This is a genomic window from Paraburkholderia guartelaensis, from assembly GCF_004353905.1.
In the GTDB taxonomy this organism is placed as follows: domain Bacteria; phylum Pseudomonadota; class Gammaproteobacteria; order Burkholderiales; family Burkholderiaceae; genus Paraburkholderia; species Paraburkholderia guartelaensis.
On the sequence record NZ_SMOD01000040.1, the window covers coordinates 1 to 22,681 of the forward strand.

At 66.9% G+C, this 22,681-nt stretch carries 19 protein-coding genes and 1 pseudogene; 15 read left to right on the forward strand and 5 right to left on the reverse strand.

Annotation, left to right across the window (positions count from 1 at the left end):
- The first annotated feature begins 320 nt into the window (after positions 1 to 320).
- The 14 genes from E1N52_RS34330 to E1N52_RS34395 all read left to right on the forward strand — a co-directional run bounded on the left by E1N52_RS34330 (position 321) and on the right by E1N52_RS34395 (position 15,681).
- Positions 321 to 818, forward strand: coding sequence for a hypothetical protein (locus E1N52_RS34330; RefSeq protein ID WP_425468183.1), 498 nt, complete (start codon positions 321 to 323; stop codon positions 816 to 818).
- Between the two features lie 53 nt (positions 819 to 871).
- Positions 872 to 1,672 (forward strand): endonuclease/exonuclease/phosphatase family protein, encoded by an 801-nt coding sequence (locus E1N52_RS34335; protein WP_042265511.1) that lies wholly within the window; start codon positions 872 to 874, stop codon positions 1,670 to 1,672.
- Positions 1,673 to 1,811: 139 nt separating this feature from the next.
- Entirely contained in the window at positions 1,812 to 2,456 is a 645-nt protein-coding gene (locus tag E1N52_RS34340) for a LysE family translocator (protein ID WP_133188238.1), read from the forward strand.
- Positions 2,457 to 3,079: 623 nt separating this feature from the next.
- Positions 3,080 to 3,850 (forward strand): ferredoxin--NADP reductase, encoded by a 771-nt coding sequence (locus tag E1N52_RS34345; RefSeq protein WP_042265508.1) that lies wholly within the window; start codon positions 3,080 to 3,082, stop codon positions 3,848 to 3,850.
- 402 nt (positions 3,851 to 4,252) lie between these two features.
- On the forward strand, positions 4,253 to 5,278 hold the full coding sequence (locus E1N52_RS34350) for a sensor histidine kinase (RefSeq protein ID WP_246089331.1): 1,026 nt from the start codon (positions 4,253 to 4,255) through the stop codon (positions 5,276 to 5,278).
- Positions 5,275 to 5,931: a response regulator transcription factor RqpR gene (gene rqpR / locus E1N52_RS34355; protein WP_133188241.1), complete on the forward strand. Its 657-nt coding sequence runs from the start codon at positions 5,275 to 5,277 to the stop codon at positions 5,929 to 5,931. Before E1N52_RS34350 ends, rqpR begins: the two co-directional genes overlap by 4 nt.
- Before the next feature lie 302 nt (positions 5,932 to 6,233).
- Complete coding sequence (bcaP, locus tag E1N52_RS34360) at positions 6,234 to 7,652, forward strand: branched-chain amino acid transporter BcaP (RefSeq protein ID WP_133188243.1); 1,419 nt, start codon at positions 6,234 to 6,236, stop codon at positions 7,650 to 7,652.
- Between the two features lie 452 nt (positions 7,653 to 8,104).
- A complete protein-coding gene (locus E1N52_RS34365; RefSeq protein ID WP_133188245.1) occupies positions 8,105 to 8,602 on the forward strand; it encodes a (2Fe-2S)-binding protein in 498 nt (165 codons plus the stop codon).
- Between the two features lie 14 nt (positions 8,603 to 8,616).
- The gene (locus E1N52_RS34370; protein ID WP_133188247.1) at positions 8,617 to 11,007 is read left to right on the forward strand and encodes a xanthine dehydrogenase family protein molybdopterin-binding subunit; all 2,391 of its coding nucleotides are present in this window, start codon (positions 8,617 to 8,619) and stop codon (positions 11,005 to 11,007) included.
- Positions 11,008 to 11,020: 13 nt separating this feature from the next.
- Complete coding sequence (locus tag E1N52_RS34375) at positions 11,021 to 11,818, forward strand: FAD binding domain-containing protein (protein ID WP_133188249.1); 798 nt, start codon at positions 11,021 to 11,023, stop codon at positions 11,816 to 11,818.
- Between the two features lie 77 nt (positions 11,819 to 11,895).
- Complete coding sequence (locus E1N52_RS34380; protein WP_133188251.1) at positions 11,896 to 12,783, forward strand: AAA family ATPase; 888 nt, start codon at positions 11,896 to 11,898, stop codon at positions 12,781 to 12,783.
- Positions 12,784 to 12,839: 56 nt separating this feature from the next.
- Positions 12,840 to 14,123 (forward strand): vWA domain-containing protein, encoded by a 1,284-nt coding sequence (locus tag E1N52_RS34385; protein WP_133188323.1) that lies wholly within the window; start codon positions 12,840 to 12,842, stop codon positions 14,121 to 14,123.
- Positions 14,114 to 14,686, forward strand: coding sequence for an SRPBCC family protein (locus tag E1N52_RS34390; RefSeq protein WP_133188253.1), 573 nt, complete (start codon positions 14,114 to 14,116; stop codon positions 14,684 to 14,686). Before E1N52_RS34385 ends, E1N52_RS34390 begins: the two co-directional genes overlap by 10 nt.
- The gene (locus E1N52_RS34395; RefSeq protein ID WP_133188255.1) at positions 14,659 to 15,681 is read left to right on the forward strand and encodes an XdhC family protein; all 1,023 of its coding nucleotides are present in this window, start codon (positions 14,659 to 14,661) and stop codon (positions 15,679 to 15,681) included. Before E1N52_RS34390 ends, E1N52_RS34395 begins: the two co-directional genes overlap by 28 nt.
- A gap of 19 nt (positions 15,682 to 15,700) precedes the next feature.
- On the opposite strand, the pseudogene E1N52_RS34400 reads toward E1N52_RS34395, so the two are convergent.
- The 3 genes and pseudogenes from E1N52_RS34400 to E1N52_RS34410 form a co-directional block, all read right to left on the reverse strand.
- A pseudogene (locus tag E1N52_RS34400) lies at positions 15,701 to 17,100 on the reverse strand (HdeD family acid-resistance protein).
- Positions 17,101 to 17,305: 205 nt separating this feature from the next.
- Positions 17,306 to 17,434, reverse strand: a complete 129-nt coding sequence (locus E1N52_RS34405) for an MFS transporter small subunit (RefSeq protein WP_133188257.1) — start codon at positions 17,432 to 17,434, stop codon at positions 17,306 to 17,308.
- A 13-nt stretch (positions 17,435 to 17,447) separates the two neighbouring features.
- Complete coding sequence (locus tag E1N52_RS34410; protein WP_133188259.1) at positions 17,448 to 18,848, reverse strand: L-lactate MFS transporter; 1,401 nt, start codon at positions 18,846 to 18,848, stop codon at positions 17,448 to 17,450.
- A gap of 450 nt (positions 18,849 to 19,298) precedes the next feature.
- On the opposite strand from E1N52_RS34410, the gene E1N52_RS34415 reads away from it, so the two are divergent.
- Positions 19,299 to 21,257, forward strand: a complete 1,959-nt coding sequence (locus E1N52_RS34415; RefSeq protein ID WP_133188261.1) for a DUF3857 domain-containing transglutaminase family protein — start codon at positions 19,299 to 19,301, stop codon at positions 21,255 to 21,257.
- A 15-nt stretch (positions 21,258 to 21,272) separates the two neighbouring features.
- Here the strand turns inward: E1N52_RS34415 and E1N52_RS34420 are convergent, their stop codons facing one another.
- Both E1N52_RS34420 and E1N52_RS34425 read right to left on the reverse strand, forming a co-directional pair.
- A complete protein-coding gene (locus E1N52_RS34420) occupies positions 21,273 to 22,325 on the reverse strand; it encodes a serine/threonine protein kinase (protein ID WP_425468184.1) in 1,053 nt (350 codons plus the stop codon).
- Between the two features lie 134 nt (positions 22,326 to 22,459).
- Entirely contained in the window at positions 22,460 to 22,672 is a 213-nt protein-coding gene (locus E1N52_RS34425; protein WP_133188265.1) for a hypothetical protein, read from the reverse strand.
- Positions 22,673 to 22,681 lie beyond the last annotated feature (9 nt).

Below are 22,681 nucleotides of genomic sequence, written 5' to 3' on the forward strand. Positions count from 1 at the left end.
TCTTTGATGAACCGCGGGGGTCGGGGGTTTGCGAACCCGGTATAGGATCGATGGTCAGAACGTACCCGCCCCGCCGTAGCGTTGCCGACACTGTCGCCTCGCACGGCGCCGTGCACGGAGCCTCCTATATGAAGTTGTGGAAACATTGCCTCGCCCTGCTGCTGTCCGCCGCCCTCGCGGGAACGAGCGTGTGCGCGCTGGCGCAAACCGCGGCGCAGCCGGGTTATGCGACGCCTTCGGAACCGCCCATCCTGCCGGGCACGCAAGCACCGGCGGAACCCCCGCCACCGCCGCCTCCCCCGCCGCCGACCTCACGCGCCGTGACGCCTCCACCCCCGCCGCCGACTGCACCCGCCGGGACCGCCGGTGCGCCCGCTCCTGTCACGCAGGGCGCGGTCCAGTGGGAGCTGCAGGTGATGCGCGACGGCCAGCAAATCGACGCGTTCAATGGCACGACCTCGATCGGCCAGGCGCACACCGAGACACATCACAAGGTCGTCTCGCACAGCGTGGGCTGCAAGGATCAGCCGGCAGGCAGCATCGATCTGTCGCGCACGATCACCGTATCGCCGCTGCAGGTGCGCGCGAACCTGGTCGTGCTTTCGGTCGACGCGCAGGAAACGCTCGAGAACGACGCCGCGCCGACTACGCCCGAAGGCTGCCGGCTGCCGCCGCAGCCGCGCCAGGTGAATGCGAGCCATCCGGGCCTGATCGCGCCCGATGGGCAGTGGGTGACCTGGCAGATCGTCGACCAGAACCCCTCGCTTGCGTACCGGGTGCGCGCAACGCTCGCGCCACCGTCCGCATCCGCACAGTGACCGCACCGATTCAATGCACGACCCGGCGTGACCCAATCCGTTAGAAAAAACGCATGCGAAATCCCGAACAACCGCTCATCGACACCTCACTGAGCAAAGACTTCGTCGCCGTGAGCTGGAATCTGCACAAGGGCCGCTCGCCGCTGGGCTTCGAGGCCTGGGAGGCCATGCGGCGCTGGGTGCAGTCCACCCACGCCGACGCCTGGTTTCTCCAGGAGGCGATGGCCCGCCGCCTGCCGCAACCGGTGCTCGCCTCGGCCTTCGGCGCGCAGCTGGGCGACCCGCTCGACGACGTCTGGCATTGCCAGGCCACCGAAATCGCCACCGCGCTCGAATTGCAGATCGCCCTCGGGCCCAACGTGTTCAAGCCCTCATGGCGGCACGGCAATGCGATTCTCTCTCCGCATCCGCTCGATCTGGGCGGCCGCTGGGACATCTCCGCGCACCGCTTCGAGCGGCGCGGGTTGCTCGTTGCGCGCGCAAACGTCGCCGGGCAGTCCGTCACGCTGCTGTGCGCGCACCTTGCGCTCACGCGCAGCGCGCGGCTGCGGCAGATGAACTGGATCGCGCACTGGATCGTGAAGGAAGCGCCGCAGGGGCCGCTCGTGCTGGCGGGCGACTTCAACGACTGGCGCAACGACTCCGTGCCGCTCTTCGCGGAACATGGGCTGCAGGAAGTCGCGACGCTGCTCGGCGAGCCGGCGCGCACCTTTCCGGCCTTCTCGCCGGCGCTCGCGCTCGACAAGATGTTCGTGCGGGGCCTGAAGCCCGTCGAGCTGATCCAGCCCGCGCAGGAGACCGCCTGGCTCTCCGATCACCTGCCGTACATGGCGCGCCTGCGGCTCGAAGACTGACGCACCAGGCAACGGCGCGCGGCGCGCGGTTCCACCGAAGCATCCGCGCGACACTCCCCCGATCGCGGCCACCGGCGCGCGCAACCCCGCGCTAATATGTCGCGTCGCGCGCGCCGCGCGTTTCGTCAGGTGTCCTCAGATGCATTACCTCGCCACGTTGCTGCAGATCGTTGTCGTCTATCTGTTTGCGCTCATCAGCCCCGGCCCGAACTTCTTCATGGTCACGCAGCTTTCGCTTGCCGGCCGTCGCGGCCTGGGCGTCGCCTCGGCGGCGGGCGTGGGCGTCGGCTCGACCCTCTGGGCGGCGCTCGCCATGCTCGGCTTCGCCGCCGTGCTGCAGCACATTGGCTGGCTCTACAACGGCGTGCGCGTGGCGGGCGCGCTCTATCTCGTCTGGTTCGGACTCAAGCTGCTGCGCTCCGGTGTGCGGCGCGAACTGGCCGCGGCGGCGCAGGCCGCGGTCGCACCGCCGCCTGTCGCCGACCGGCGCGCGTGGGTGCGCACGTGGCGCTCGGGGCTCGTCACCTGCCTCACGAACCCCAAGTCGTGCGTGTTCTGGACCAGCGTGTTCGCGGCCGTGTTTCCGGCGCATCCGCCGCTGTGGTTCTATGGCGTCGCGCTCGCCACGGTTGCCGCGATGTCGTTCGGCTGGCATTGCAGCCTCGCCTTCCTGTTCGCCGACGACCGCACCCAGCGCGGCTACCGCCGTGTGTGCCGCCCGATCGACGCGTTTTGCGGCGCTGCGCTGATCGGTCTCGGCGTGAAGCTCGTGGCCGATCGCTAGCGCGCGGTCATCATGCACGTCGCGCGCCGCGGCGCACGGTCGCAGCGCCGTCGCAGCATCGAAAATGGCGCCATTACGCACGCATCGGCGCCTAAAACCCGCGCCGAAACAGCCCCGCCAGCAGGGTCAATGCTGCGTGCTGTCAGACCTTCCGGTATCATTTAGCGGAAAATTCGCACGCGCCGATCGGGCCATCAGCATCTGGCGCGCGTTGCGAGCGGCACGAGAACCCGCTCTCGCGGGTCCTGGCAAGAACCAGTCCGGCTCGCGAGGCCGGGCGAGGCTTATCCGCCCCCCCTTGTGCCGTCGCCAGCCGACCCCGCCGAAAGCGTGCTATGCCCGCGTGCGGACGCCAGCACACCGCCGCAGCGAGCCACCCTCCCTTGCAGCGCCAGGCACTTCAAGCAGGGGCAACCAGGTCCTTGCGGCCGGAGCGCGGTAAAATGGCGGATTCCGCCTCGTTCGCAGCGGGGCAAGCTGGCAAACCCATAACCGGGACTTGCCTGCAGGGGCATAAAGCCTCGCGGGCCGGTCCCGAGCAATCGTCAAAGCTACGCTGTACTGGACAGCAGGCCGGCAGGATCGCCGCAGTCAGGCGGCGCTTGTTTCGCACTTCAGGAACCATGAGCAAATTCACCGAAGAAACCGTTCTGAGCGTCCATCACTGGACCGACACGCTTTTCAGCTTCACCTGCACGCGCGACCAGGCCCTGCGTTTCGATAACGGCCAGTTCACCATGGTCGGCCTCGAAGTGGACGGCAAGCCGCTGATGCGCGCGTACTCGCTCGCGAGCGCGAACTACGAAGAGCATCTGGAGTTTCTGAGCATCAAGGTGCCGGACGGCCCGCTCACGTCGCGCCTGCAGCATCTGAAGATCGGCGACAAGGTGCTGATCGGCAAGAAGCCCGTCGGCACGCTGGTGGCCGACAACCTGCTGCCCGGCAAGGTGCTGTGGCTGCTCTCGACCGGCACGGGCCTCGCACCGTTCATGTCGATCATCAAAGACCCGGACATCTACGACCGCTTCGACAAGATCGTGCTCACGCACACCTGCCGTTTCGTCGACGAACTCGCGTACAAGGACTTCATCACCGAAGAACTGCGCGAGCATGAATACCTCGGCGAGATCGTGCGCGAGAAGCTGGTGTACTACCCGACCGTCACGCGCGAAGTGTTCGACAACCGCGGCCGTATCACCGAGCTGATCGACACGAAGAAGCTGTTCGAAGACCTCGATCTGCCGCCGTTCTCGCCCGAACGCGACCGCATCATGCTCTGCGGCAGCACGCACATGCTGCGCGACACCGTCGAGCTGCTCGAGAAGGCCGGCCTCACGGAAGGCAGCAACAACCAGCCGGGCCACTACGTGGTGGAAAAGGCGTTCGTCGGTTAAGCGCCCGCGCCAGGTCGCTCGCGACACGAAGAACCGGAGCCTCGCGCTCCGGTTTTTTTCGCCTGCGCGTTTTATTTTGGCCCTCTATTTTGTTGTTGACGCGGTTACAGTTGTCACACAAACACGATACCTTTCCTGTCAGTATTTTTCCTACATGACAAAGGCCCGCGACCTCATGCTACACCTGAAGTTTGGCCGCTAACCCTTGTCCAGCCTGAAGTTTTTCTTTTTTTAAGATATTATCGCGGCGCAGCATGGACACATTCAATCGTGTCCAGGGGCACAGCCAGGTTGTTACTGGTTGTAAATTTCGTTACGCTGCGCCGTGCTGTTCACCGTCACGTCGGGGAGGCCAAATCCCGACGGACGTCTGACAGCAGGAACCGGTTCCTGAACGGGGGAATGATGGATACGTCGAGACACGCCGCGCCGAACGCGCGCACGCCAGCCGGCGATGCGCCGCGCGCCGCTCATGGCGTCGACGGTCTCGCCTTCCTCGCATGGTCCGCTGCCGCCGACGAGGCGGCCACGGTGGCCGCGCTCGAAGACCTCGACCGCGCGCATCGGCAAATTGCCGCGTCAGCGCGCGGCACAGGCCGGCGCGCGAGCCGGGCGCTTCCCCACGGCGGCGCCGCCCAGTCCATTCACGCCGACGAAGCCGCACGCCACCGGCTTGCGCGCGATCTACACGACAGCGTCGGCGCGGAACTCGCCGCCACGCACTTCGCGCTCGCCAACGTCCACACCTGGCTGCCCGCCAACGCCCCGCCGCAATGCGCCGAGGCGCTCGCGCTCGTCGCCCGCTCGCTCGAAGCCGCCACCGGCGCGATGCGCCAGGTGCTCGACGGCCTGCACGCGCCGCACCTCGACGCGGGCCTGGCACCCGCGCTCTCGTCGTGGGTCCACAGCTTCGCGGCGCGCACGGGCCTCGCCGCACGCGTAGCCGACGCCAGCGGCGACGCCCGCCTCGCCCGCCTGCCCGCCGAAGCCGCGCTCGCCGTGTTCCGCGTGGCCCAGGAAGCGCTCGCCAACGTGGCGCGCCACGCGCAGGCCACGTGTGCCGAGGTGCGGCTCGAAAGCACGGCGCGCCACCTCACGCTCACCATCGCCGACGACGGCATCGGCCTCGCGCGCGTCGCGGGCCACATGCGCCGCAACCTGTCGAACGGTCATGGCGACGACCACGCAGACAAGCGCACGAGCCGCTCCGGCCACTACGGCCTCGCCGGCATGCGCGAGCGCTGCGTCGCTTTCGGCGGCTCGCTGCGCGCCGTCAAGGGCGGCATCGCGCACACGCCTCACGACGACGCACAGCAGGAAGCCGGCCAGCGCGGCACGACCGTGCGTGCGCGCTTCGCGTGGGACGCGCTGCTCGGCGTCTCCCATTCCGCCTCGCCCCTCCTCATGAAAGAAGGCGCCCGCTCATGACCCATCGCATCCTGCTCGTCGATGACCATGCCGTCGTGCGCCAGGGCGTTCGCCAGTTGCTGCTCGACCGCGGCATTGCCACTGAAGTAATCGAGGCGCAAACGGGCGCCGAGGCGCTCGCCGCGATCGCGAAGCATGTGTGCGACGTGGTCCTGCTCGACATCTCGCTGCCCGACATGAACGGCGTGGAGGTGCTCAAGCGCGCCAAGAAAAAGGCGCCGCGCGTGCCGGTGCTGATGTTCTCGATGTATCGCGAGGATCAATACGCGGTGCGTGCCCTGAAGGCGGGCGCGGCCGGTTATCTCTCGAAGACGGTGGATGCCGCGCAGATGATCTCCGCGATCCAGCAGGTCGCCGCGGGCCGCAAGTACGTGAGCCCGGCCATGGCCGAAGCGCTCGCCGACTACGTGCTGGTGGACGGCGAGCAACTGCCGCACGAAAAGCTCTCCGACCGCGAATACCAGACGCTGTGCATGCTCGCCTCGGGCAAACGTCTCACCGACATCGCGCACGCGCTCTCGCTTTCGGTGAAGACAGTGAGCGTCTACCGCACGCGCCTGCTAGAAAAGATGAAGCTCACCAACAACGCCGAGCTGACCTTCTATGTGATGAGCAACCGGCTCGTCGACCTCTCGCCCACCGTCAGCGCCTGACGTTGCGGCGCCCCTGCGGCATCAAGGCGGCCTTCTCGCCATAACCCGTTGATCCGGAAATGAATTTCGCCGTTTGCGCGGGTCCCGGCAAGGATCGCGCTCGCGGGTCCCCGATTGCGGCGGAATCGTCCGCGTCAAACGAGCGTTTCCGACCCTGCTCGACCGGTTTCGCGCGCAACTTCCGCTAAAATTTAGGGTTTCCCCCAAAGACATCCGGCACGCGAAGCCGGCGCAGGCGGGCGTGGATCAAACACCGCGCCGGCTCCTCGCCTTCGCGCGTTTTACGTGGAGTTCCCCGCCAAATGTCCCTCTTTCGCAAGAAGAACGTCGAGCACATGTTGCAGGCGAGCGCCCAGGGCGCAGGCCTGAAAAAAGCACTCGGCGCACTCGACCTCACCTTTCTCGGCATCGGCGCGATCATCGGCACCGGCATTTTCGTGCTGACCGGCACGGGCGCCGTGCAGGCCGGCCCGGCGCTCATGGTCTCGTTCCTGATCGCGGCTGTGGCCTGCTGCTTCGCCGCGCTCGCCTACGCCGAGTTCGCCTCGACCATTCCCGTGGCCGGCTCGATCTACACCTATTCGTATGCCACGCTCGGCGAGCTGGCCGCGTGGGTGATCGGCTGGGACCTGATGCTCGAGTACGGGCTCGCCACTTCCGCGGTCTCGGTGGGCTGGTCGGGCTACCTGCAGTCGCTGCTTTCCGGCTTCGGCCTCACACTGCCCGCTGCGCTCTCGGCCGCGCCCGGCGCCGTGCCCGGCGTGCACACGCTCTTTAATCTGCCCGCCTTCCTCGTGATGATGGCGATCACGGCGCTGCTTTCCGTCGGCGTGCGCGAATCCACGCGCATCAACAACATCATGGTGGCGATCAAGGTGACCGTGGTGCTGCTCGTGATCGCGGTGGGCGTGTTCCACGTCACCCCCGCGAACTGGCATCCGTTCATGCCCAACGGCTGGCGCGGCGTGTTCGGCGCCGCGGCCGTGATGTTCTTCGCGTTCATCGGCTTCGATTCGGTGTCTTCCGCTGCCGAGGAAGTGAAGAACCCCAAGCGCGATCTGCCCGTCGGCATCATCGCCTCGCTCGCCGTGTGTGCGGTGCTCTATGTCGCCGTGGCGGCGGTCGTGACCGGCATCGTGCCCTCGCCGCGCTTCGCCCACGTCGGCCACCCGGTCTCGTTCGCGCTGCAGGTGGCAGGCGAAAACTGGGTCGCAGGCTTCATCGATCTGGGCGCCGTGCTCGGCATGCTCACCGTGATCCTCGTGATGAGCTACGGTCAGACCCGCATCATCTTCGCGATGTCGCGCGACGGTCTCCTGCCCGCGAAGCTCTCGAAGGTGCATCCGCGCTTTGCCACGCCGTTCTTCACGACCTGGCTCGTCGGCATTTTCTTCGGTCTGATCGGCGCGCTCGTGCCGCTGAACGTGCTCGCCGAGCTCATCAACATCGGCACGCTCGCCGCCTTCTCGATGGTGTCGATCGCCGTGCTCGTGCTGCGCCGTACGCACCCGCACCTGCCGCGCGCGTTCCGCTGCCCGGGCGTGCCCGTGGTGCCGATTCTCGCGGTGGGCTCTTGCCTGTTCCTCATGATCAATCTGCAGCCGCTCACGTGGGTCGCGTTCCTGGTCTGGACCGCGTTCGGCCTCATCGTCTACTTCGGCTATTCGCGCCGCCACTCGCGTCTCGCGCACGCACCGCACGAGCACGTGCATCACGATTGATGCGCGCGTGAAGTTCGCGGCGCAGCGATCAGCCTCCGATCGCTGCACTGCAACGCAACGGCCCGCCCCGAGTCATCGAGGCGGGCCGTTTTTTTGCACGCTGCAAGCATTCTGGAGGGTAAAACCCCGCGCAGCGAAATTCGGCAAATTGTGCTTTACTGTCCGGGCGTCACCCCCAGGCTTCACTGAACAGCAAGGCACCAGCCGGACCCAGATTCCGCTCCACCCGTATTGGTTCGATCCGCCCGAAGCGCCCCGCGACGTTTGCGTGGTGCTCTGCGTTGCGCGCGCAAAGAGGCGCAATGCGTTAGACGGGCGAGTTTTACTGCGGGCGGTTATGGCGGTCGATTCAGTGTGAAAAAGCGGGCCCAGGCAGGTCTCTATCCCATCATCTGGTATGGGACCGGAGCCACACGCAGCGCCGTGCTCCGGTCGACATTGGAGACAAATCAATGGCGATCAGTATTAGCCTCACGGTCAACGGCGCGCCCGTGACCGCAGAGGTCGAACCTCACACGCTCCTCGTCCAGTTCCTGCGCGAACAGCAGCGTCTCACCGGCACGCACGTCGGCTGCGACACCGCGCAATGCGGGGCCTGCACCGTGCACCTGAACGGTCGCGCGATCAAGTCGTGCAACCAGCTCGCGGTGCAGTGCGACGGCATGGAGGTGACGACGATCGAAGGCCTCGCGAAAAATGGCACGCTGCATCCCATGCAGGCCGCGTTCCGCGAATGCCACGGCCTGCAATGCGGTTTCTGCACGCCCGGCATGGTGATGTGCGCGACCGCGCTCGCCGCCGCCAAGCCCGACCTCACGGAAAGCGACGTGCGCGAAGGACTCGACGGCAACTTCTGCCGCTGTACGGGCTATCACAACATCGTCAAGGCCGTGGTCGCGGGCGCGCAGGCAATGCGCGCGGGCGCCCCCGCTGCCGCGACGACCGCGTGACTCGGGAGGCCACCATGAACGCACCCGAACCCAATCGCATGATCGGCGCACCCGTCAAGCGCAAGGAAGACTTCCGCTTCCTCACCGGCGTCGGCCAGTACACCGACGACGTCGTGCTGCCCGCACAGACCTACGCCGTGTTCGTGCGCTCGCCGCACGCCCATGCGCGCATCAAGAGCATCGACATCAACGCCGCGAAGGCAGCGCCCGGTGTTGTGGCCGTCTTCACCGGCGCGGACCTCGCGGCGGAAAACGTGGGCGGCCTGCCGTGCGGCTGGCTCATCCACAGCATCGACGGTTCGCCCATGAACGAGCCGCCGCATCCTGTGATCGCGCACGAGAAAGCGCGCCACGTGGGCGACCAGGTCGCGCTCGTGATCGCCGATTCGGTCAAGGCCGCGAAGGATGCCGCTGAACTGATCGAGGTCGATTACGAAGAGCTGCCTGCCGCCGTCGACACGGCGCACGCCGCCGACCCAGGCCAGCCACTCGTGCACGACGGCGTGCCCAATAACACGTGCTACACGTGGGGCCACGGCGACAAGGCCGCGACCGACGCCGCCTTCGCACAGGCCGCGCACGTGACGACGCTCGACATCGTCAACAACCGGTTGATACCGAACGCCATCGAGCCGCGCGCCGTGAACGCGAGCTACTCGCAGCACGACGACAGCTACACCGTGTACGTGGCGAACCAGAACCCGCACGTCGAGCGGCTGCTGATGGCCGCGTTCGTGCTCGGGCTGCCGGAAACGAAGCTGCGCATCGTCGCACCCGACGTGGGCGGCGGCTTCGGTTCGAAGATCTTTCTGTATGCCGAAGATGTCGCGCTCACGTGGGCCGCGAAGAAAATCCGCCGTCCGGTGAAGTGGACCGCCGAACGATCGGAGTCCTTCGTTTCCGATGCACACGGCCGCGACCACGTGACCAAAGCCGAACTCGCGCTCGACAAGGACGGCAAGTTCCTCGCCATGCGTGTGCACACCACGGCAAACATGGGTGCGTATCTCTCGACGTTCGCCTCGAGCGTGCCGACCATCCTCTACGCCACGCTGCTCGCGGGCCAGTACAGCACGCCCGCGATCTACGCCGAGGTGAAGGCCGTCTTCACGAACACGGTGCCCGTGGATGCGTATCGCGGCGCGGGGCGTCCGGAAGCGACCTACGTCGTCGAGCGTCTGGTGGAAACGGCCGCGCGCGAAATGAACATCGACCCGGCCGAAATCCGCCGCCGCAACTTCATCACGAGCTTCCCGTATGCCACGCCCGTTGGCCTCACCTACGACACGGGCGACTACGAAGCGTGTCTCGGGCGCGCACTGGAACTCGCCGACGTGAAGGGCTTCGCCACGCGACGCGACGCATCGAAGGCGCAGGGGAAACTGCGCGGTCTCGGCTACTCGTGCTACATCGAGGCGTGCGGGCTCGCGCCGTCGAACATCGCGGGTGCGCTCGGCGCGCGTGCGGGCCTCTTCGAAGCCGGCGAGGTGCGCGTGAACCCGACCGGTTCCGTCACCGTGTTCACGGGCTCGCACAGCCACGGCCAGGGCCACGAGACGACCTTCGCGCAAGTCGTGGCCGATCGCCTCGGCGTGCCGATCGAACAGGTCGAGATCGTGCACGGCGACACGGGCCGCATTCCGTTCGGCATGGGCACCTATGGCTCGCGCTCGATCTCGGTGGGCGGCTCCGCCATCATGAAGGCGCTCGACAAGATCGAGGCGAAGGCAAAGAAGATCGCCGCGCACATGCTCGAAGCGGGCGTCGAGGACATCGAGTTCGCCGACGGCGTGTTCCGCGTGGCGGGCACCGACCGCACGAAGACCTTCGCGGAAATCTCGCTCGCCGCGTACGTGCCGCACAACTATCCGCTGGAGACGCTCGAACCGGGCCTCGATGAAAGCGCGTTCTACGATCCGACCAACTTCACCTATCCGTCGGGCGCGTATCTCTGCGAAGTCGAAGTCGATCCCGAGACGGGCGAGACGCGCATCGAACGCTTCACCGCGGTGGACGATTTCGGCAACGTCATCAACCCGATGATCGTCGAAGGCCAGGTGCATGGCGGTCTCGGCCAGGGCATCGGCCAGGCGATGCTCGAGCAGTGCGTGTACGACAACGAGAGCGGCCAGTTGCTCTCGGGCTCGTACATGGACTACGCGATGCCGCACGCTTCGGATGTGCCTTCGTTCACGGTGGAAACCGCGAAAGGCACGCCGTGTACGCACAATCCGCTTGGCGTGAAGGGCTGCGGCGAAGCCGGCGCGATCGGCTCACCGCCCGCTGTGATCAACGCGATTCTGGACGCACTCGCGCCGCTAGGCGTGAAGGACCTGCAGATGCCGGCCACGCCGCATCGTGTATGGCAAGCGATCCAGGCCGCGCAGGCCCCTTCACAACCTTGAGCGGAGGCGCTCCATGTACGCATTCGACTATCAGCGCGCAAGCGACGCGCAAGGTGCCGTGAAAGCCCTCGCGGCCGACGCCGACGCCAAATTCCTCGGCGGCGGCCAGAGCCTGCTCGCGGCGATGAAGCTGCGGCTCGCCCAGCCCACCACGCTCGTGGACGTCACGCGCATTCCCGAGCTCAAAGCCTTGCAGGTGGACGGCAAGGTGGTGAAGGTGGGCGCGGCCGTGTGCCATGCCGACGTCGCCGAAAACGCGCAGATCCGCAACACGCTGCCGGCGCTCGCGGACCTCGCGGGCATGATCGGCGACCGCCAGGTGCGCGCGCTCGGCACACTGGGCGGCTCGCTCGCGAACGACGATCCGGCCGCCGACTATCCAGCGGCGGTGCTCGCGCTGAACGCGACGGTGGTGACGGACCGGCGGCGCATCGCAGCGGACGACTTCTTCCTCGGCATGTACGAAACGGCGCTGGAACCCGACGAGCTGATCGTGTCCGTCGAATTCCAGGTGCCCGAACGTGCGGCCTACGAGAAGTTTCGCAATCCGGCCTCGCACTTTGCGCTCGCGGGCGTGTTCGTCGCGAAGTACGGTGGTGACGTGCGTGTGGCGGTCACGGGCGCCGGGCCTTCGGTATTTCGCGCGGGCGCGCTGGAAAGCGCACTGAAGACGAACTTCGCGCCCGAAGCCGCACGCGCGGTGAAGATGCCCGCCGACGACCTCAACACCGACCTGCACGCGAGCGCGGCATACCGCGCGCACCTCATACCGGTGCTCGCGGCGCGCGCGGTGGCGAAGGCCAACGGCTAGGCTTGTCCCGATGGCGAGCGCTTCCAGGTGAACATGGGAGCGCTCGCCGCCTTTGATTCGCGTTGCCAGAATCCCGAATGCAATCCGCCTCGATCGACGACACCCTCGCACAACTCGAAGCGCGCGGCTATTTCGCGAGCCGCGAACTCGCCACGGCGCTCTTTCTTGCGCTGCGCATGGAACGCCCGCTGTTTCTCGAAGGCGAGCCGGGCGTGGGCAAGACCGAACTCGCGAAGGCCGCGGCGGCGATGCTCGGCACGACGGTCTTGCGCCTGCAATGCTACGAAGGGCTCGATACGGCAAGCGCGCTTTACGAGTGGGACTATCCGCGCCAGATCATGGCGCTGCGTATGGCCGAAGCCGCCGGCGAGAAGCCACACAACGACACGCTCTATCGCGACGAATTTCTGCTCAAGCGCCCATTGCTTCAAGCGCTGCAGCCCGACCCGCACAACCCGGGCGCGCGCCGCGTGCTGCTGATCGACGAAATCGACCGCGCAGACGAACCGTTCGAAGCCTTCCTGCTCGAACTCCTTTCGGACTTCCAGGTATCGATTCCCGAATATGGCACCGTGCGCGCTAGCACGCCACCGCTCGTCGTGATCACGTCGAACCGCACGCGCGAAGTGCACGACGCGCTCAAGCGGCGCTGTCTCTATCAATGGCTCGGCTACCCGGACCGCGCGCGCGAACTCGCGATCGTGGCCGCGCGCGCGCCCGAAACCGCCCCGGAATTGCAGCAGCGCGCCGTGGCGTTCGTGCACCAGTTGCGCACGATGGACCTCTTCAAGGCGCCCGGCATCGCGGAAACGATCGACTGGTGCCGCGCGCTCAGCGCGCTCGCCGTGACGGAACTCGATCCGCAGTCGGTGCAGGACACGCTAGGCGTGCTGCTGAAGTATCAGGACGACCTCGCGCAGCTCGACGCGCAACGCATCGCGCAAACGCTCGCGCTTGCGGAGTGAGCACGATGCCCTCCGTCTCATCATCGCCCGGAACCCAAGCCACCTCCGCCGCCGCCATGCCCACGCTCGCGCCCGTGTTCGCGCGCAACGTCGTGCATTTCGTGCGCGTGCTGCGCGGCGCGGGCCTGCCGATGTCGCCTTCGCGCGCCGTCGACGCGATCGAAGCGCTGCGCCACATCGACCTCGGCCGCCGCGACGACGTGCATGCCGCGCTCGCCGCGCTCCTCACGAGCGCGCCCGACGAGCGCGAGATCTTCGACGCCGCATTCGCCCTCTTCTGGCGCGATCCGGATTTCGAAGGCAAGCTGCGCGCGCTGTTGCTGCCGAAGGTCCAAGGCGGCGTGCCGCCGCCGCGCCGCAACAACCGCCTCGCCGATGCGCTCGCAGCGCGTCCTGCCCATCGCCCCGGCGCGAAGCCACCGCCCTCGCACGAAGAACACGAGTTGCGCGCACACGCCACGTTCAGCGCCGAGGAACGCCTGCGCCAGCGCGACTTCGACACGCTCACCGCCGACGAATGGCGCACGCTGCGCCACCTGATACGCGCGCGCCGCCTGCCGCTCGCCACTGTTCGCACGCGACGCCTGAAGGCATCGTCGCGCGGCACCCACGCCGACCTGCGCGCGAGCGCGCGCCATGCAGTGCGCGCGGGCGGCGACTGGACCGTGTGGAAATATCGCGCGCCCGTGGAACGCAAGCTGCCGCTCGTGTTGCTGCTCGACATTTCCGGCTCGATGAGCAGCTACTCGCGCGCGGTGCTCTACTTCTGCCACGCGTTGCTGCAATCGCGCGAACGCCTGCAGGTGTTCCTGTTCGGCACGCGCCTGACGCACGCCACGCGCGCGCTGCGCGAACGCGACCCCGACGTCGCGCTCGCACAGCTCGCCACCCAGGTCGCGGACTGGTCGGGCGGCACGCGCATCGGCGCCACGCTCGCGGAATTCAACCGCCGCTGGGCGCGCCGCATGCTCGGCGGCCGCGCGACGGTGCTGATCGTCACCGACGGGCTCGATCACGATGAATGCGGCCTGCTCAGCGAGGAAATGGCGCGCCTGCACCGCTTCGCGCATCGCGTGATCTGGCTCAATCCGCTCTTGCGTTACCGCGATTTCGCGCCCAAGGCGCGCGGCGTGCAGGCGATGCTGCCCCACGTCGACGCGCACTACCCCGTCCACAATCTCGACAGCCTCGAAGCGTTCGCGCGCAGCCTGTGCGAAGCCGCGCCGATCGGGCCCGCGCCTCGTGCAGCGACGCATCTGGCGACTCTTCTGCCAAAACCGGCACGCGCATTGCACACCACGCAGGCGCGCCCGGCACAAGGAGAAACACGATGGAGCTGACCGAAAGCCACACGCTGCCGGTGCCGCAACAGCGCGCCTGGGAAGCGCTCAACGACACGGCTATCCTCAAGGCGTGCATACCGGGCTGCGAAAGCATCGAAGCCGACGGTGAGAACGCCTACGCGGTCGCACTGACCGCCGCAGTGGGGCCGGTGAAGGCGCGCTTCAAGGGCCGCATGCAGCTCGCCGATATCGACGCCCCGAACAGCTACACGATCGTCTTCGAGGGCCAGGGCGGCGCAGCGGGCTTCGGTAAGGGCGACGCGCACGTGAAGCTCGAATCTGCCGGCGACGAGTCGACCACGCTCACTTACACGGCGAACGCCCAGGTGGGCGGCAAGCTCGCGCAGATCGGCTCGCGACTCGTGGACGGCGCGGCGCGCAAGATCGCCGGCGAGTTTTTCAAGCGTTTCGGGGAACAGCTGGACGGCGGCGCGCAGGAAAATACCGACGACGCGGCGGCATCTGCCGCGAGCGATACAGAAGGCGAGCCGCAAAGCGAAGGCTCAGAGGAAACACCGAAGAGGAAACGATCATGGACAGCGTGGATCTCGAAGTCCTGAAATCCAGCGTTCGCTGGCTCGACGCAGGGCACCGCGTGCTGCTGGTGACAGTGGTGAAAACGTGGGGCTCGTCGCCGCGCCCCGAGGGCGCGATGCTCGTGGTGCGCGGCGACGGCCTCGTGGTCGGCTCCGTGTCGGGCGGCTGCATCGAGGACGATCTGATCGACCGCGTGCACCGCGAAGGCGTGACGATCGTGAAGCCCGAAGCCGTGAAGTACGGCATCACGGCGGAAGAGGCGCATCGTTTCGGACTGCCATGCGGCGGCACGATCCAGCTCGTGCTCGAACCGCTCTCCGAAGCCTCGGGCATCCGCGAACTGCTCGAAACCGTCGAGCGCGGCGAACTCGTTGCGCGCACACTCGATATGGCGACCGGCCGCGCCACACTCGGCCCCGCGAAAGCGACGGATGGCGTGGACTTCGACGACGTGCGTCTGCTCACGATCCACGGGCCGCGCTACCGCATGCTGGTGATCGGCGCGGGGCAGCTCTCGCGCTATCTCTGCCAGATCGCCGTGGGGCTCGATTACCAGGTGACCGTGTGCGACCCGCGCGAGGAATACACCGACACCTGGGACGTGCCCGGCACGGCGCTCGTGCGCACCATGCCCGACGACACGGTGCTCGACATGAAGCTCGACGAACGCTGCGCCGTGATAGCGCTAACGCACGACCCCAAGCTCGACGACCTCGCGCTGATGGAAGCGCTCAAGACGCCCGCGTTCTACGTGGGCGCGCTGGGCTCGCGGCGCAACAACGCGGCGCGGCGCGAGCGGCTCAAGGAGTTCGACCTGAGCGAAGCGGAACTCGCGCGACTGCATGGGCCGGTGGGCATTTATATCGGCAGCCGCACGCCGCCGGAAATCGCGGTGTCGATCCTCGCGGAGGTCACGGCGGCCAAGAACGGCGTCTCGCTGCCGACCATTCTCCAGGTGGAAGGCGCAAAAGCCGCGCGCGAACAGGCGGCGGGCGCGGGATCGACGTGCGATGTGTGAGGCCGCTTCGGGGCTGCCTTCACGCGTGAGGCGAGCGCCCGTCGTGGTCCGTCTCGTGCTGGCGTTCCCGCTCTTTCCGGCGTTCGCGTCTTAGCATCGACGCGCGCAGCGATCTGAACATGCGCGTCCATCCCGAAGGCCGCGGATCCGCCAGCATGCTCAACGCGCGCGCATAGTCGAGCGTGAGTCCCGGCGTCCATGCCATCGTCTGGCCGCGTTTGCGCACCTGCGCGGCCACCCATAGCTCCGGCGTCGTGAGCATGCGCGCGAACGCGATCCATCCATGCCCCCACACGCGCGGCGTCGCGCCTTCCAGCGCCGCCTCCAGCGCGTGCGAAACCGTGCTCGAACAGTTGCGGTACGTGAGGTTATAAGTCGTGTCCTCACGGTAGCGCTGCCAGAAACTCTCCAGCCGCAACGGATCGTAGTTGCGAATGCGCACCTGGCGCGTGGACGGGCACCACGCCTTCGACTCCGTCACGTAGTCGGGCTGGAACAGACCCGGAACGTCGTTTTCGCGCGTCGCGCGCAGCGTGCGTGTGAATTCATCGGGAGAACGATCGATTTCCACAGCGGGATAGAGGCTGATGTACACGCGCTCGGGCGATTCGAGCGCAGCGTGGCCCGTGGAAATCACGCCATCGCGATCGACGGCGGCAATATAGCGGTCGATGAGCGGCTGACGTCGCGCCTCGGCCCTCGAACTGCCCACCGGCGTCCACACGTGTACCGTAAGCGCGCGCTCGTGCGGCGCGGGCGGCCCGTCGAACACGGTCTGTTCAAGCCTGGGCGCCATGCCTTATTCGCAGCGCCCACCGCGCTCGCCACGAGCGCCGCCGCGCCGCCCTGCGATGCGGCCGGATTCACGGCGAGCCGACGCGCACGCAAGGCGAGCAGCAGCAGGTTCCACCCCGCGAACATCAGAATGAGCCCGAGGCAGTATGGCACCGTGCCCTTGTAGTGCGTGGGATAAGGCTGGTACAGAAAGATGGCGATGGCGATCTGCAGCACGCCGCCTGCCACCGCGAGACGCCACGTGCGATAGCGCACGACCCAGGCCGAGGCGATCTGCAGCAGCCCATCGGCGAGAAAGAGCGTGGCGAACACCATCGAAAGAATGAACGACGCGTGCCGGTAGCCCGAAAGCACGAGCGCCGCCGTGATGCAAAAGCCGAAGCCCTTCACGTAGCGCAGCGTGCGCTGGCCGCCCATGCCGGTCCATGCCACCGCGAGCGTGGCCAGTCCCTCGATCAGCAGCAGCCACGCGAACGGCGCGATCGGGAAGAACAGCACGCCGTCCAGCGCGTCGACGAAGAGCGCCGCGCCCACGAGCGCGCTCACCACGCCCGCCGCCATCACGCCGCGCCAGCGCTCGCGCAGATACTCCACGCCCAGCAGGATCATCATGAGCCGCACCATCGCCCGTCTCCGGCAGCCGCATAGGAAAACGCATCGTACTGCGGTGCGGGGAGGGATCGCCGCGAAGGTGCGCGGACGATGCCGCTTCGAGCGCCGGACTACGCGCCCCCAAAAAACTGCGGGCCGCGACTTTCGTCGGCGGCCCGCAGCAAGGGGTTTCTGGCGGGCGGCTCGCGCCGCCTCGCTTCACTCGAGCGTCACGGCATCAGCCGAACAGCTTCATCGCCTGCGAGAGCGTGTTGGTCACGCCCCACACGAGCGGCACCAGCACGTAGAGCCAGAAGATCGCCATCAGCGCCTTGTTCGACGATTTCGGGGCGGCTTGGATAGACATTGCGCGTTCCTCCTTATTTACCGGCGGCGAGTTGCGTCTCGCTCATGTGATGCTTCGCGTCCACGCGGCGCACGAGCAGATTGCAGATGAAGCCGATCACGAGCAGCGAAGCCATGATGTGCACGGTCATCGTGTACGCGTCGGCCTTCGCCACGCCGTGCGCGACCTGGTACGCACGCACGTAGTTCACGAGCACCGGGCCCGCCACGCCTGCCGCGGCCCACGCGGTGAGCAGACGGCCGTGAATGCCGCCGACGAACGCCGTGCCGAACATGTCCGCGAGATATGCGGGCACGGTCGAGAAGCCGCCGCCGTACATCGAGAGAATCAGGCAGAACGCGAGCACGAAGAACACGATGTTGCCGCTCTGCGCGAACTGCGGCACGGCGTAATAGAGCACCGCGCCAAACACGAAGAAGATGAAGTAGGTGTTCTTGCGGCCCACCCAGTCGGAGGCCGAAGCCCACACGAAACGTCCGCCCATGTTGAAGAGCGAGAGCAGGCCGACGAAGCCCGCCGCCGCGCCGGCGCTCACGGTGTCCTTGAAGCTTTCCTGGATCATGACCGAAGCCTGGCCCAGAATGCCGATGCCCGCCGTCACGTTGAGGAACAGCACGAGCCAGATCAGGTAGAACTGCGGCGTCTTGAGTGCCTGGTCAATGTGCACGTGCTGGTTCGACACGAGCTTCTTGGCCACGACCGGCGGCGTCCAGCCCGCCGGCTTCCAGTCCGGCGCGGGCACGCGGATGGTGATGGCGCCGATCGTCATCGAGATGAAGTACGCCACGCCGAGCACCACGAAGGTCTGGGCGACGCCCACGCTCGTGTCGCTCGCGAAATGCTTCATCAGCATGACAGAGAGCGGTGCGGCGATCATTGCGCCGCCGCCGAAGCCCATGATCGCGAGGCCCGTTGCCATGCCGCGGCGGTCGGGGAACCAGCGGATCAGCGTCGAAACCGGCGAGACGTAGCCGAGCCCGAGGCCGATACCGCCGATCACGCCATAGCCGAGATAGAGCAGCGCGATCTGGTGCAGATACACGCCGAGCGCGGAAACGAGGAAACCGCCGCCGAAGCAGCAGGCAGCGGTAAACATCGTGCGGCGCGGGCCGACGCGTTCGAGCCACTTGCCGCCGAACGCGGCGGAAAGCCCGAGAAACACGATGGCCAGCGAGAAAATCCAGCCGAGCGTGGTGAGCGACCAGTCATCGGGCGCGGACTGCGTAATGCCGATCACCTTCGTGAGCGGCGCGTTGAACACGGAAAACGCGTAGGCCTGGCCGATACACAGATGCACGGCCAGCGCCGCGGGCGGCACCATCCAGCGCGAAAAGCCCGGCGGGGCGATGGTCGCCTCTTTGGAAAAGAAAGGTGCGCTTTGCGCACCGCGCGTCGAATCTGCAACGCTGCTCATGGGATCTCCCGAATCGACCAGAGGTTGAGAGCGTGGGGTGAACGCTCGCTCTGGTCCCATCCAAAATGGCTGTTGGTAGGCGTGGTCTTTCGTGCTCTTTGTATGCGCAAACGCATAGAACACTTAATTGCCGCTTGACGGCTGCACGAACCTTAGTCCCCAGGCGCCGCCTTGGCAATATGAGGTAAACATACATATGCCATACAACGGCCCGCGCGCCGCCGCGTTTCATCGATTGTTGCGTGCGCAGCAAATCGGCGCGGACGCCGTATGACGCCACGGGGAACGCCGCAGGCGGGCATGTCGTTGCGCGGCCCAGCATTAGACTCAATGCTCGATACAGGGCTCCCAGCGGGCTGTGTGCGGGCCATCCGCTTGACAAGCGCCTTGCATGACTTTTAAGTGGCAGAAGTAGCGCTCATCCGCGACCCGACACCTGCCGAGCCCCCCATGCGCCTCGCTCTCGCTCTTTGCCTAGCCGTGCTCGGCCCCGCCACGGGAACCTTCGCCGCCGACCTGCGCCCGGGCGTGGCGCAGCTCACACCGGTGCCCCTCGAGGCGGGCACGCTGAATCCGGCCGGCAGCGCCGCGCAGGCGCCCTACACCAACGAATCGGAAACGCAGACCTTCACCGTCAATGCGGACGGCTCGTACACCAAGCTCGATTCGCTCACGCTGCGCGTGAACACGGAGGCCGGCATTGCGCGCGCGGGCCAGTATTACGTGTGGTTCAACCGCGAGATGGCCCACGTGGAGGTGCTCGAAGCGTGGACCGAGGACGCCCAGGGCGGGCGTCACGACGTGCGCCCCGAGCAGATCCGCGACGTGCAGGAAGTGCGCTCGTTCGACGCCCCGATGTTCCAGGACGTGCAGGACAAGGTCATCGTGTTCCCGGCTGTGGAGCCGGGCGCGCGCGTGCATCTCACGTGGCGCAAGATCCAGCGCGTGCCGCTCGTGCCTGGCTGGTTCAGCGACTTCACGCCGCCCGACCTCGCGCCCACGCACAACTTTCGCGTGATCTACGACCTGCCCGCGAAAGTGCCGCTCTACGCCGACGCACGCGGCTTCATCGTGCTGCCGCCCGCCACGCTGAACGGCCGCACGCGCTACGAGTACCGCTACGACAAGACGAACTTCCAGCGCCTCGAGTATGGCTCGGTCGCCTACGTGAGCTACGGCGACCGGCTGATGGTGTCCACCTTCCCCGACTACGCGGCCTTCGCGAAGGTCTATCGCGAGGCGTCGGCGGATCCAACCGTGCGCGACCCGGCCATCGTGCGCCTTGCGCAGACGCTCACGCAGCACGACGACACCGCGCGCGCCAAGGCGCAAACGCTCTACGACTGGGTGCGCCGCAACATCCGCTACGTGGCGATGAATATCGGACGCGGCGAAATCGAGCCGCACCGCGTGACCGACGTGCTCGCGAACCGCTACGGCGACTGCAAGGACCACGTCGCGCTCTACGGTGCGCTGCTCGGCGCCGTGGGCATCCGCAGCACGCCGGCGCTCGTGAACAGCGGCACGGTCTACACGCTGCCGAGCGTGCCGGGCTTCGGCGTGATCAATCACGTCATCACCTGGCTGCCCGATCTGCAGATGTTCGCGGATTCCACGGCGAGCAACATCGAGTTCGGCTATTTACCGTCGACGGACATGGACCGCGAGGCCGTGCTCGCCGGCGACGGCACGCAGGTCCGCACGCCCCCGACTGCCACGACCACGCGCGAAAGCGATCTCGACATCACGGTCGCGCCCGACGGCTCGGCGCGCTTCATCTACCGCTTGCAGGCGGAGGGCTGGTCCGCCGAACAGACGCGCAGCGTGCTGCGCCTGCAAACGCCCGCGCAGCGCGAGGAGTCCCTGCAATGGGAGCTGCGCAACGCCAACCTGCGCGGCAACGCCACGCTCGCGTCCAGCCCGCTCGAAGCCACGGCGGGTCCGCTCGTGCTCACGCTCACGGGCACCTTCGACGGCTTCGTCGATCCTGAGATGACCACGCCCGTGCCCACGCTCACGAGCTTCGTGGGCGGGCTCGACGCGAATCTGCGCTACTGGCTCGGCGAACCGCGGCGCACGCAGCCCTTCGTGTGCCGCAACGTGGTGATGACCGAGCGCGCGCGCATCGTGCTGCCGCCGGGCATGCGCGTGCTCGACGTGCCCATGGCGCAGCACGCCGACAACCGTTTCATCGATTTCAGTTCGCAGTACGCGCTCGATCCGCAGGCGAATGTGTTGCGCGTCACGCGGACGGGTCAAACGCATTTCGCAAGCGACGTATGCAGCGCCGACGATTTTGCGCAGATGCGCCCGGCGTTCGAGACGATGGCGCGCGACCTGCGCGCGCAATTGATCGTCAAGCCGTCTGCGCAGGGCTCCGCGCCGGATAGTCCGGCGAGAGCGCAGTGAGCCGGCACATGAGGCTCAAACGGGCCAGAGCGGTCCTTCCTGCATCGCGCCGATCTGCTCGCGCAGTTCGAGAATGCGCTCTTCCCAGTAGCGCTGTGTGTTGAACCACGGGAAGGCGGCCGGAAACGCGGGATCGTGCCAGCGGCGCGCAAGCCAGGCCGAATAGTGGATGAGACGCAGCGTGCGCAGCGCTTCGACGAGATGCAACTCGCGCGGCTCGAATTCGCAGAAGTCCTCATAACCGGCGAGCAGATCCGCCATCGCACGCGAAGCGCCTGCGCGATCGCCGGGCAAAAGCAGCCACAAATCCTGGATAGCGGGACCCATGCGGCTGTCGTCGAAGTCAACGAAGTGCGGGCCGGCGTCGGTCCAGAGCACGTTGCTCGGATGGCAGTCACCGTGCAGGCGCAACGAACGCACGTCGCCCGCGCGCTCGAAGGCCGCCTCGACGCCTTCGAGCGCAAGCGTCACTGCGGCCTGCCACGCTTCGCGCACGTCCTCGGGCACGAAGCCGTGTTCGAGCAGATACGTGCGCGGCTCGTAGCCGTAGGACTGAATGTCGAGCGTGGGGCGTGCCTCGTATGGCCTCGTCGCGCCTACGGCGTGAATGCGGCCGATAAAACGGCCGAGCCATTCGAGCGTGTCGCTGCGGTCCAGATCAGGCGCGCGGCCGCCGCGACGCTCGAACAACGAGAAGCGAAACCCGTCGAACTCGTGCAGCGTGCGCCCTTCGAAGGCGAGCGCAGGCACGGCCGGAATCTCGCGCGCGGCGAGTTCGGCGACGAATGCGTGCTCTTCGAGTATCGCCTCGTCACTCCAGCGCCCGGGGCGATAGAACTTGGCGACGAGCGGCTGCCCGTCTTCCACGCCCACCTGGTACACGCGATTCTCGTAACTGTTGAGCGCGAGCATGCGGCCATCCGTGCGGAGGTTGGCAGGCATCAGGACGCCATCGACAGCGTCGAGCACGCATTCAGGCGTGAGGCGCGCATAGGGCGCGGCTTGCTGGTCGCCGGGACCGGAAGGGCCGCCCGGGACAGGAGAAGGATCGTAATTCATACCCGCAATTGTGCCTCTTGCGGGCAGTGTCGGCGAGCGCGCCGTATTCACGACGGGCACGGCAGACACGATGAACACAAACGCCGCGCACAACCCTGCGACAAGGCGCAAGCGCGCCTCGTCAACGTGTCACAGGCCCAGGCTCAGTGGATCTGCGCGCCGGCGGGCATGACGTGCTCGCCCGTATCGATCAGATCTTCGAGAAAAAAGGGCTCAGTGTTGAGCTGCGCCGACGAGCCAGGCTCCCCGGCATACCACGTCACCATCGCCATGTCGCCGAGAATGCGCATCACGATGCCGCGCGCGCCCTGTGGCACGGCGATATGAACGGTACGGACGATAGAACCGATTTGCATGATGTTTCC

What these genes read in the sequence shown, in the direction of transcription:
- E1N52_RS34410 (WP_133188259.1), bottom strand. Translation starts at nt 18,848, where the DNA reads ATGAGCAGCGTTGCAGATTCGACGCGCGGTGCGCAAAGCGCACCTTTC.
- E1N52_RS34345 (WP_042265508.1), top strand. Translation starts at nt 3,080, where the DNA reads ATGAGCAAATTCACCGAAGAAACCGTTCTGAGCGTCCATCACTGGACC.
- E1N52_RS34415 (WP_133188261.1), top strand. Translation starts at nt 19,299, where the DNA reads ATGCGCCTCGCTCTCGCTCTTTGCCTAGCCGTGCTCGGCCCCGCCACG.
- rqpR (WP_133188241.1), top strand. Translation starts at nt 5,275, where the DNA reads ATGACCCATCGCATCCTGCTCGTCGATGACCATGCCGTCGTGCGCCAG.
- E1N52_RS34405 (WP_133188257.1), bottom strand. Translation starts at nt 17,434, where the DNA reads ATGTCTATCCAAGCCGCCCCGAAATCGTCGAACAAGGCGCTGATGGCG.
- E1N52_RS34395 (WP_133188255.1), top strand. Translation starts at nt 14,659, where the DNA reads ATGGACAGCGTGGATCTCGAAGTCCTGAAATCCAGCGTTCGCTGGCTC.
- E1N52_RS34370 (WP_133188247.1), top strand. Translation starts at nt 8,617, where the DNA reads ATGAACGCACCCGAACCCAATCGCATGATCGGCGCACCCGTCAAGCGC.
- E1N52_RS34375 (WP_133188249.1), top strand. Translation starts at nt 11,021, where the DNA reads ATGTACGCATTCGACTATCAGCGCGCAAGCGACGCGCAAGGTGCCGTG.
- E1N52_RS34425 (WP_133188265.1), bottom strand. Translation starts at nt 22,672, where the DNA reads ATGCAAATCGGTTCTATCGTCCGTACCGTTCATATCGCCGTGCCACAG.
- E1N52_RS34340 (WP_133188238.1), top strand. Translation starts at nt 1,812, where the DNA reads ATGCATTACCTCGCCACGTTGCTGCAGATCGTTGTCGTCTATCTGTTT.
- E1N52_RS34365 (WP_133188245.1), top strand. Translation starts at nt 8,105, where the DNA reads ATGGCGATCAGTATTAGCCTCACGGTCAACGGCGCGCCCGTGACCGCA.
- E1N52_RS34380 (WP_133188251.1), top strand. Translation starts at nt 11,896, where the DNA reads ATGCAATCCGCCTCGATCGACGACACCCTCGCACAACTCGAAGCGCGC.
- E1N52_RS34385 (WP_133188323.1), top strand. Translation starts at nt 12,840, where the DNA reads ATGCCCACGCTCGCGCCCGTGTTCGCGCGCAACGTCGTGCATTTCGTG.
- E1N52_RS34350 (WP_246089331.1), top strand. Translation starts at nt 4,253, where the DNA reads ATGATGGATACGTCGAGACACGCCGCGCCGAACGCGCGCACGCCAGCC.
- bcaP (WP_133188243.1), top strand. Translation starts at nt 6,234, where the DNA reads ATGTCCCTCTTTCGCAAGAAGAACGTCGAGCACATGTTGCAGGCGAGC.
- E1N52_RS34335 (WP_042265511.1), top strand. Translation starts at nt 872, where the DNA reads ATGCGAAATCCCGAACAACCGCTCATCGACACCTCACTGAGCAAAGAC.
- E1N52_RS34390 (WP_133188253.1), top strand. Translation starts at nt 14,114, where the DNA reads ATGGAGCTGACCGAAAGCCACACGCTGCCGGTGCCGCAACAGCGCGCC.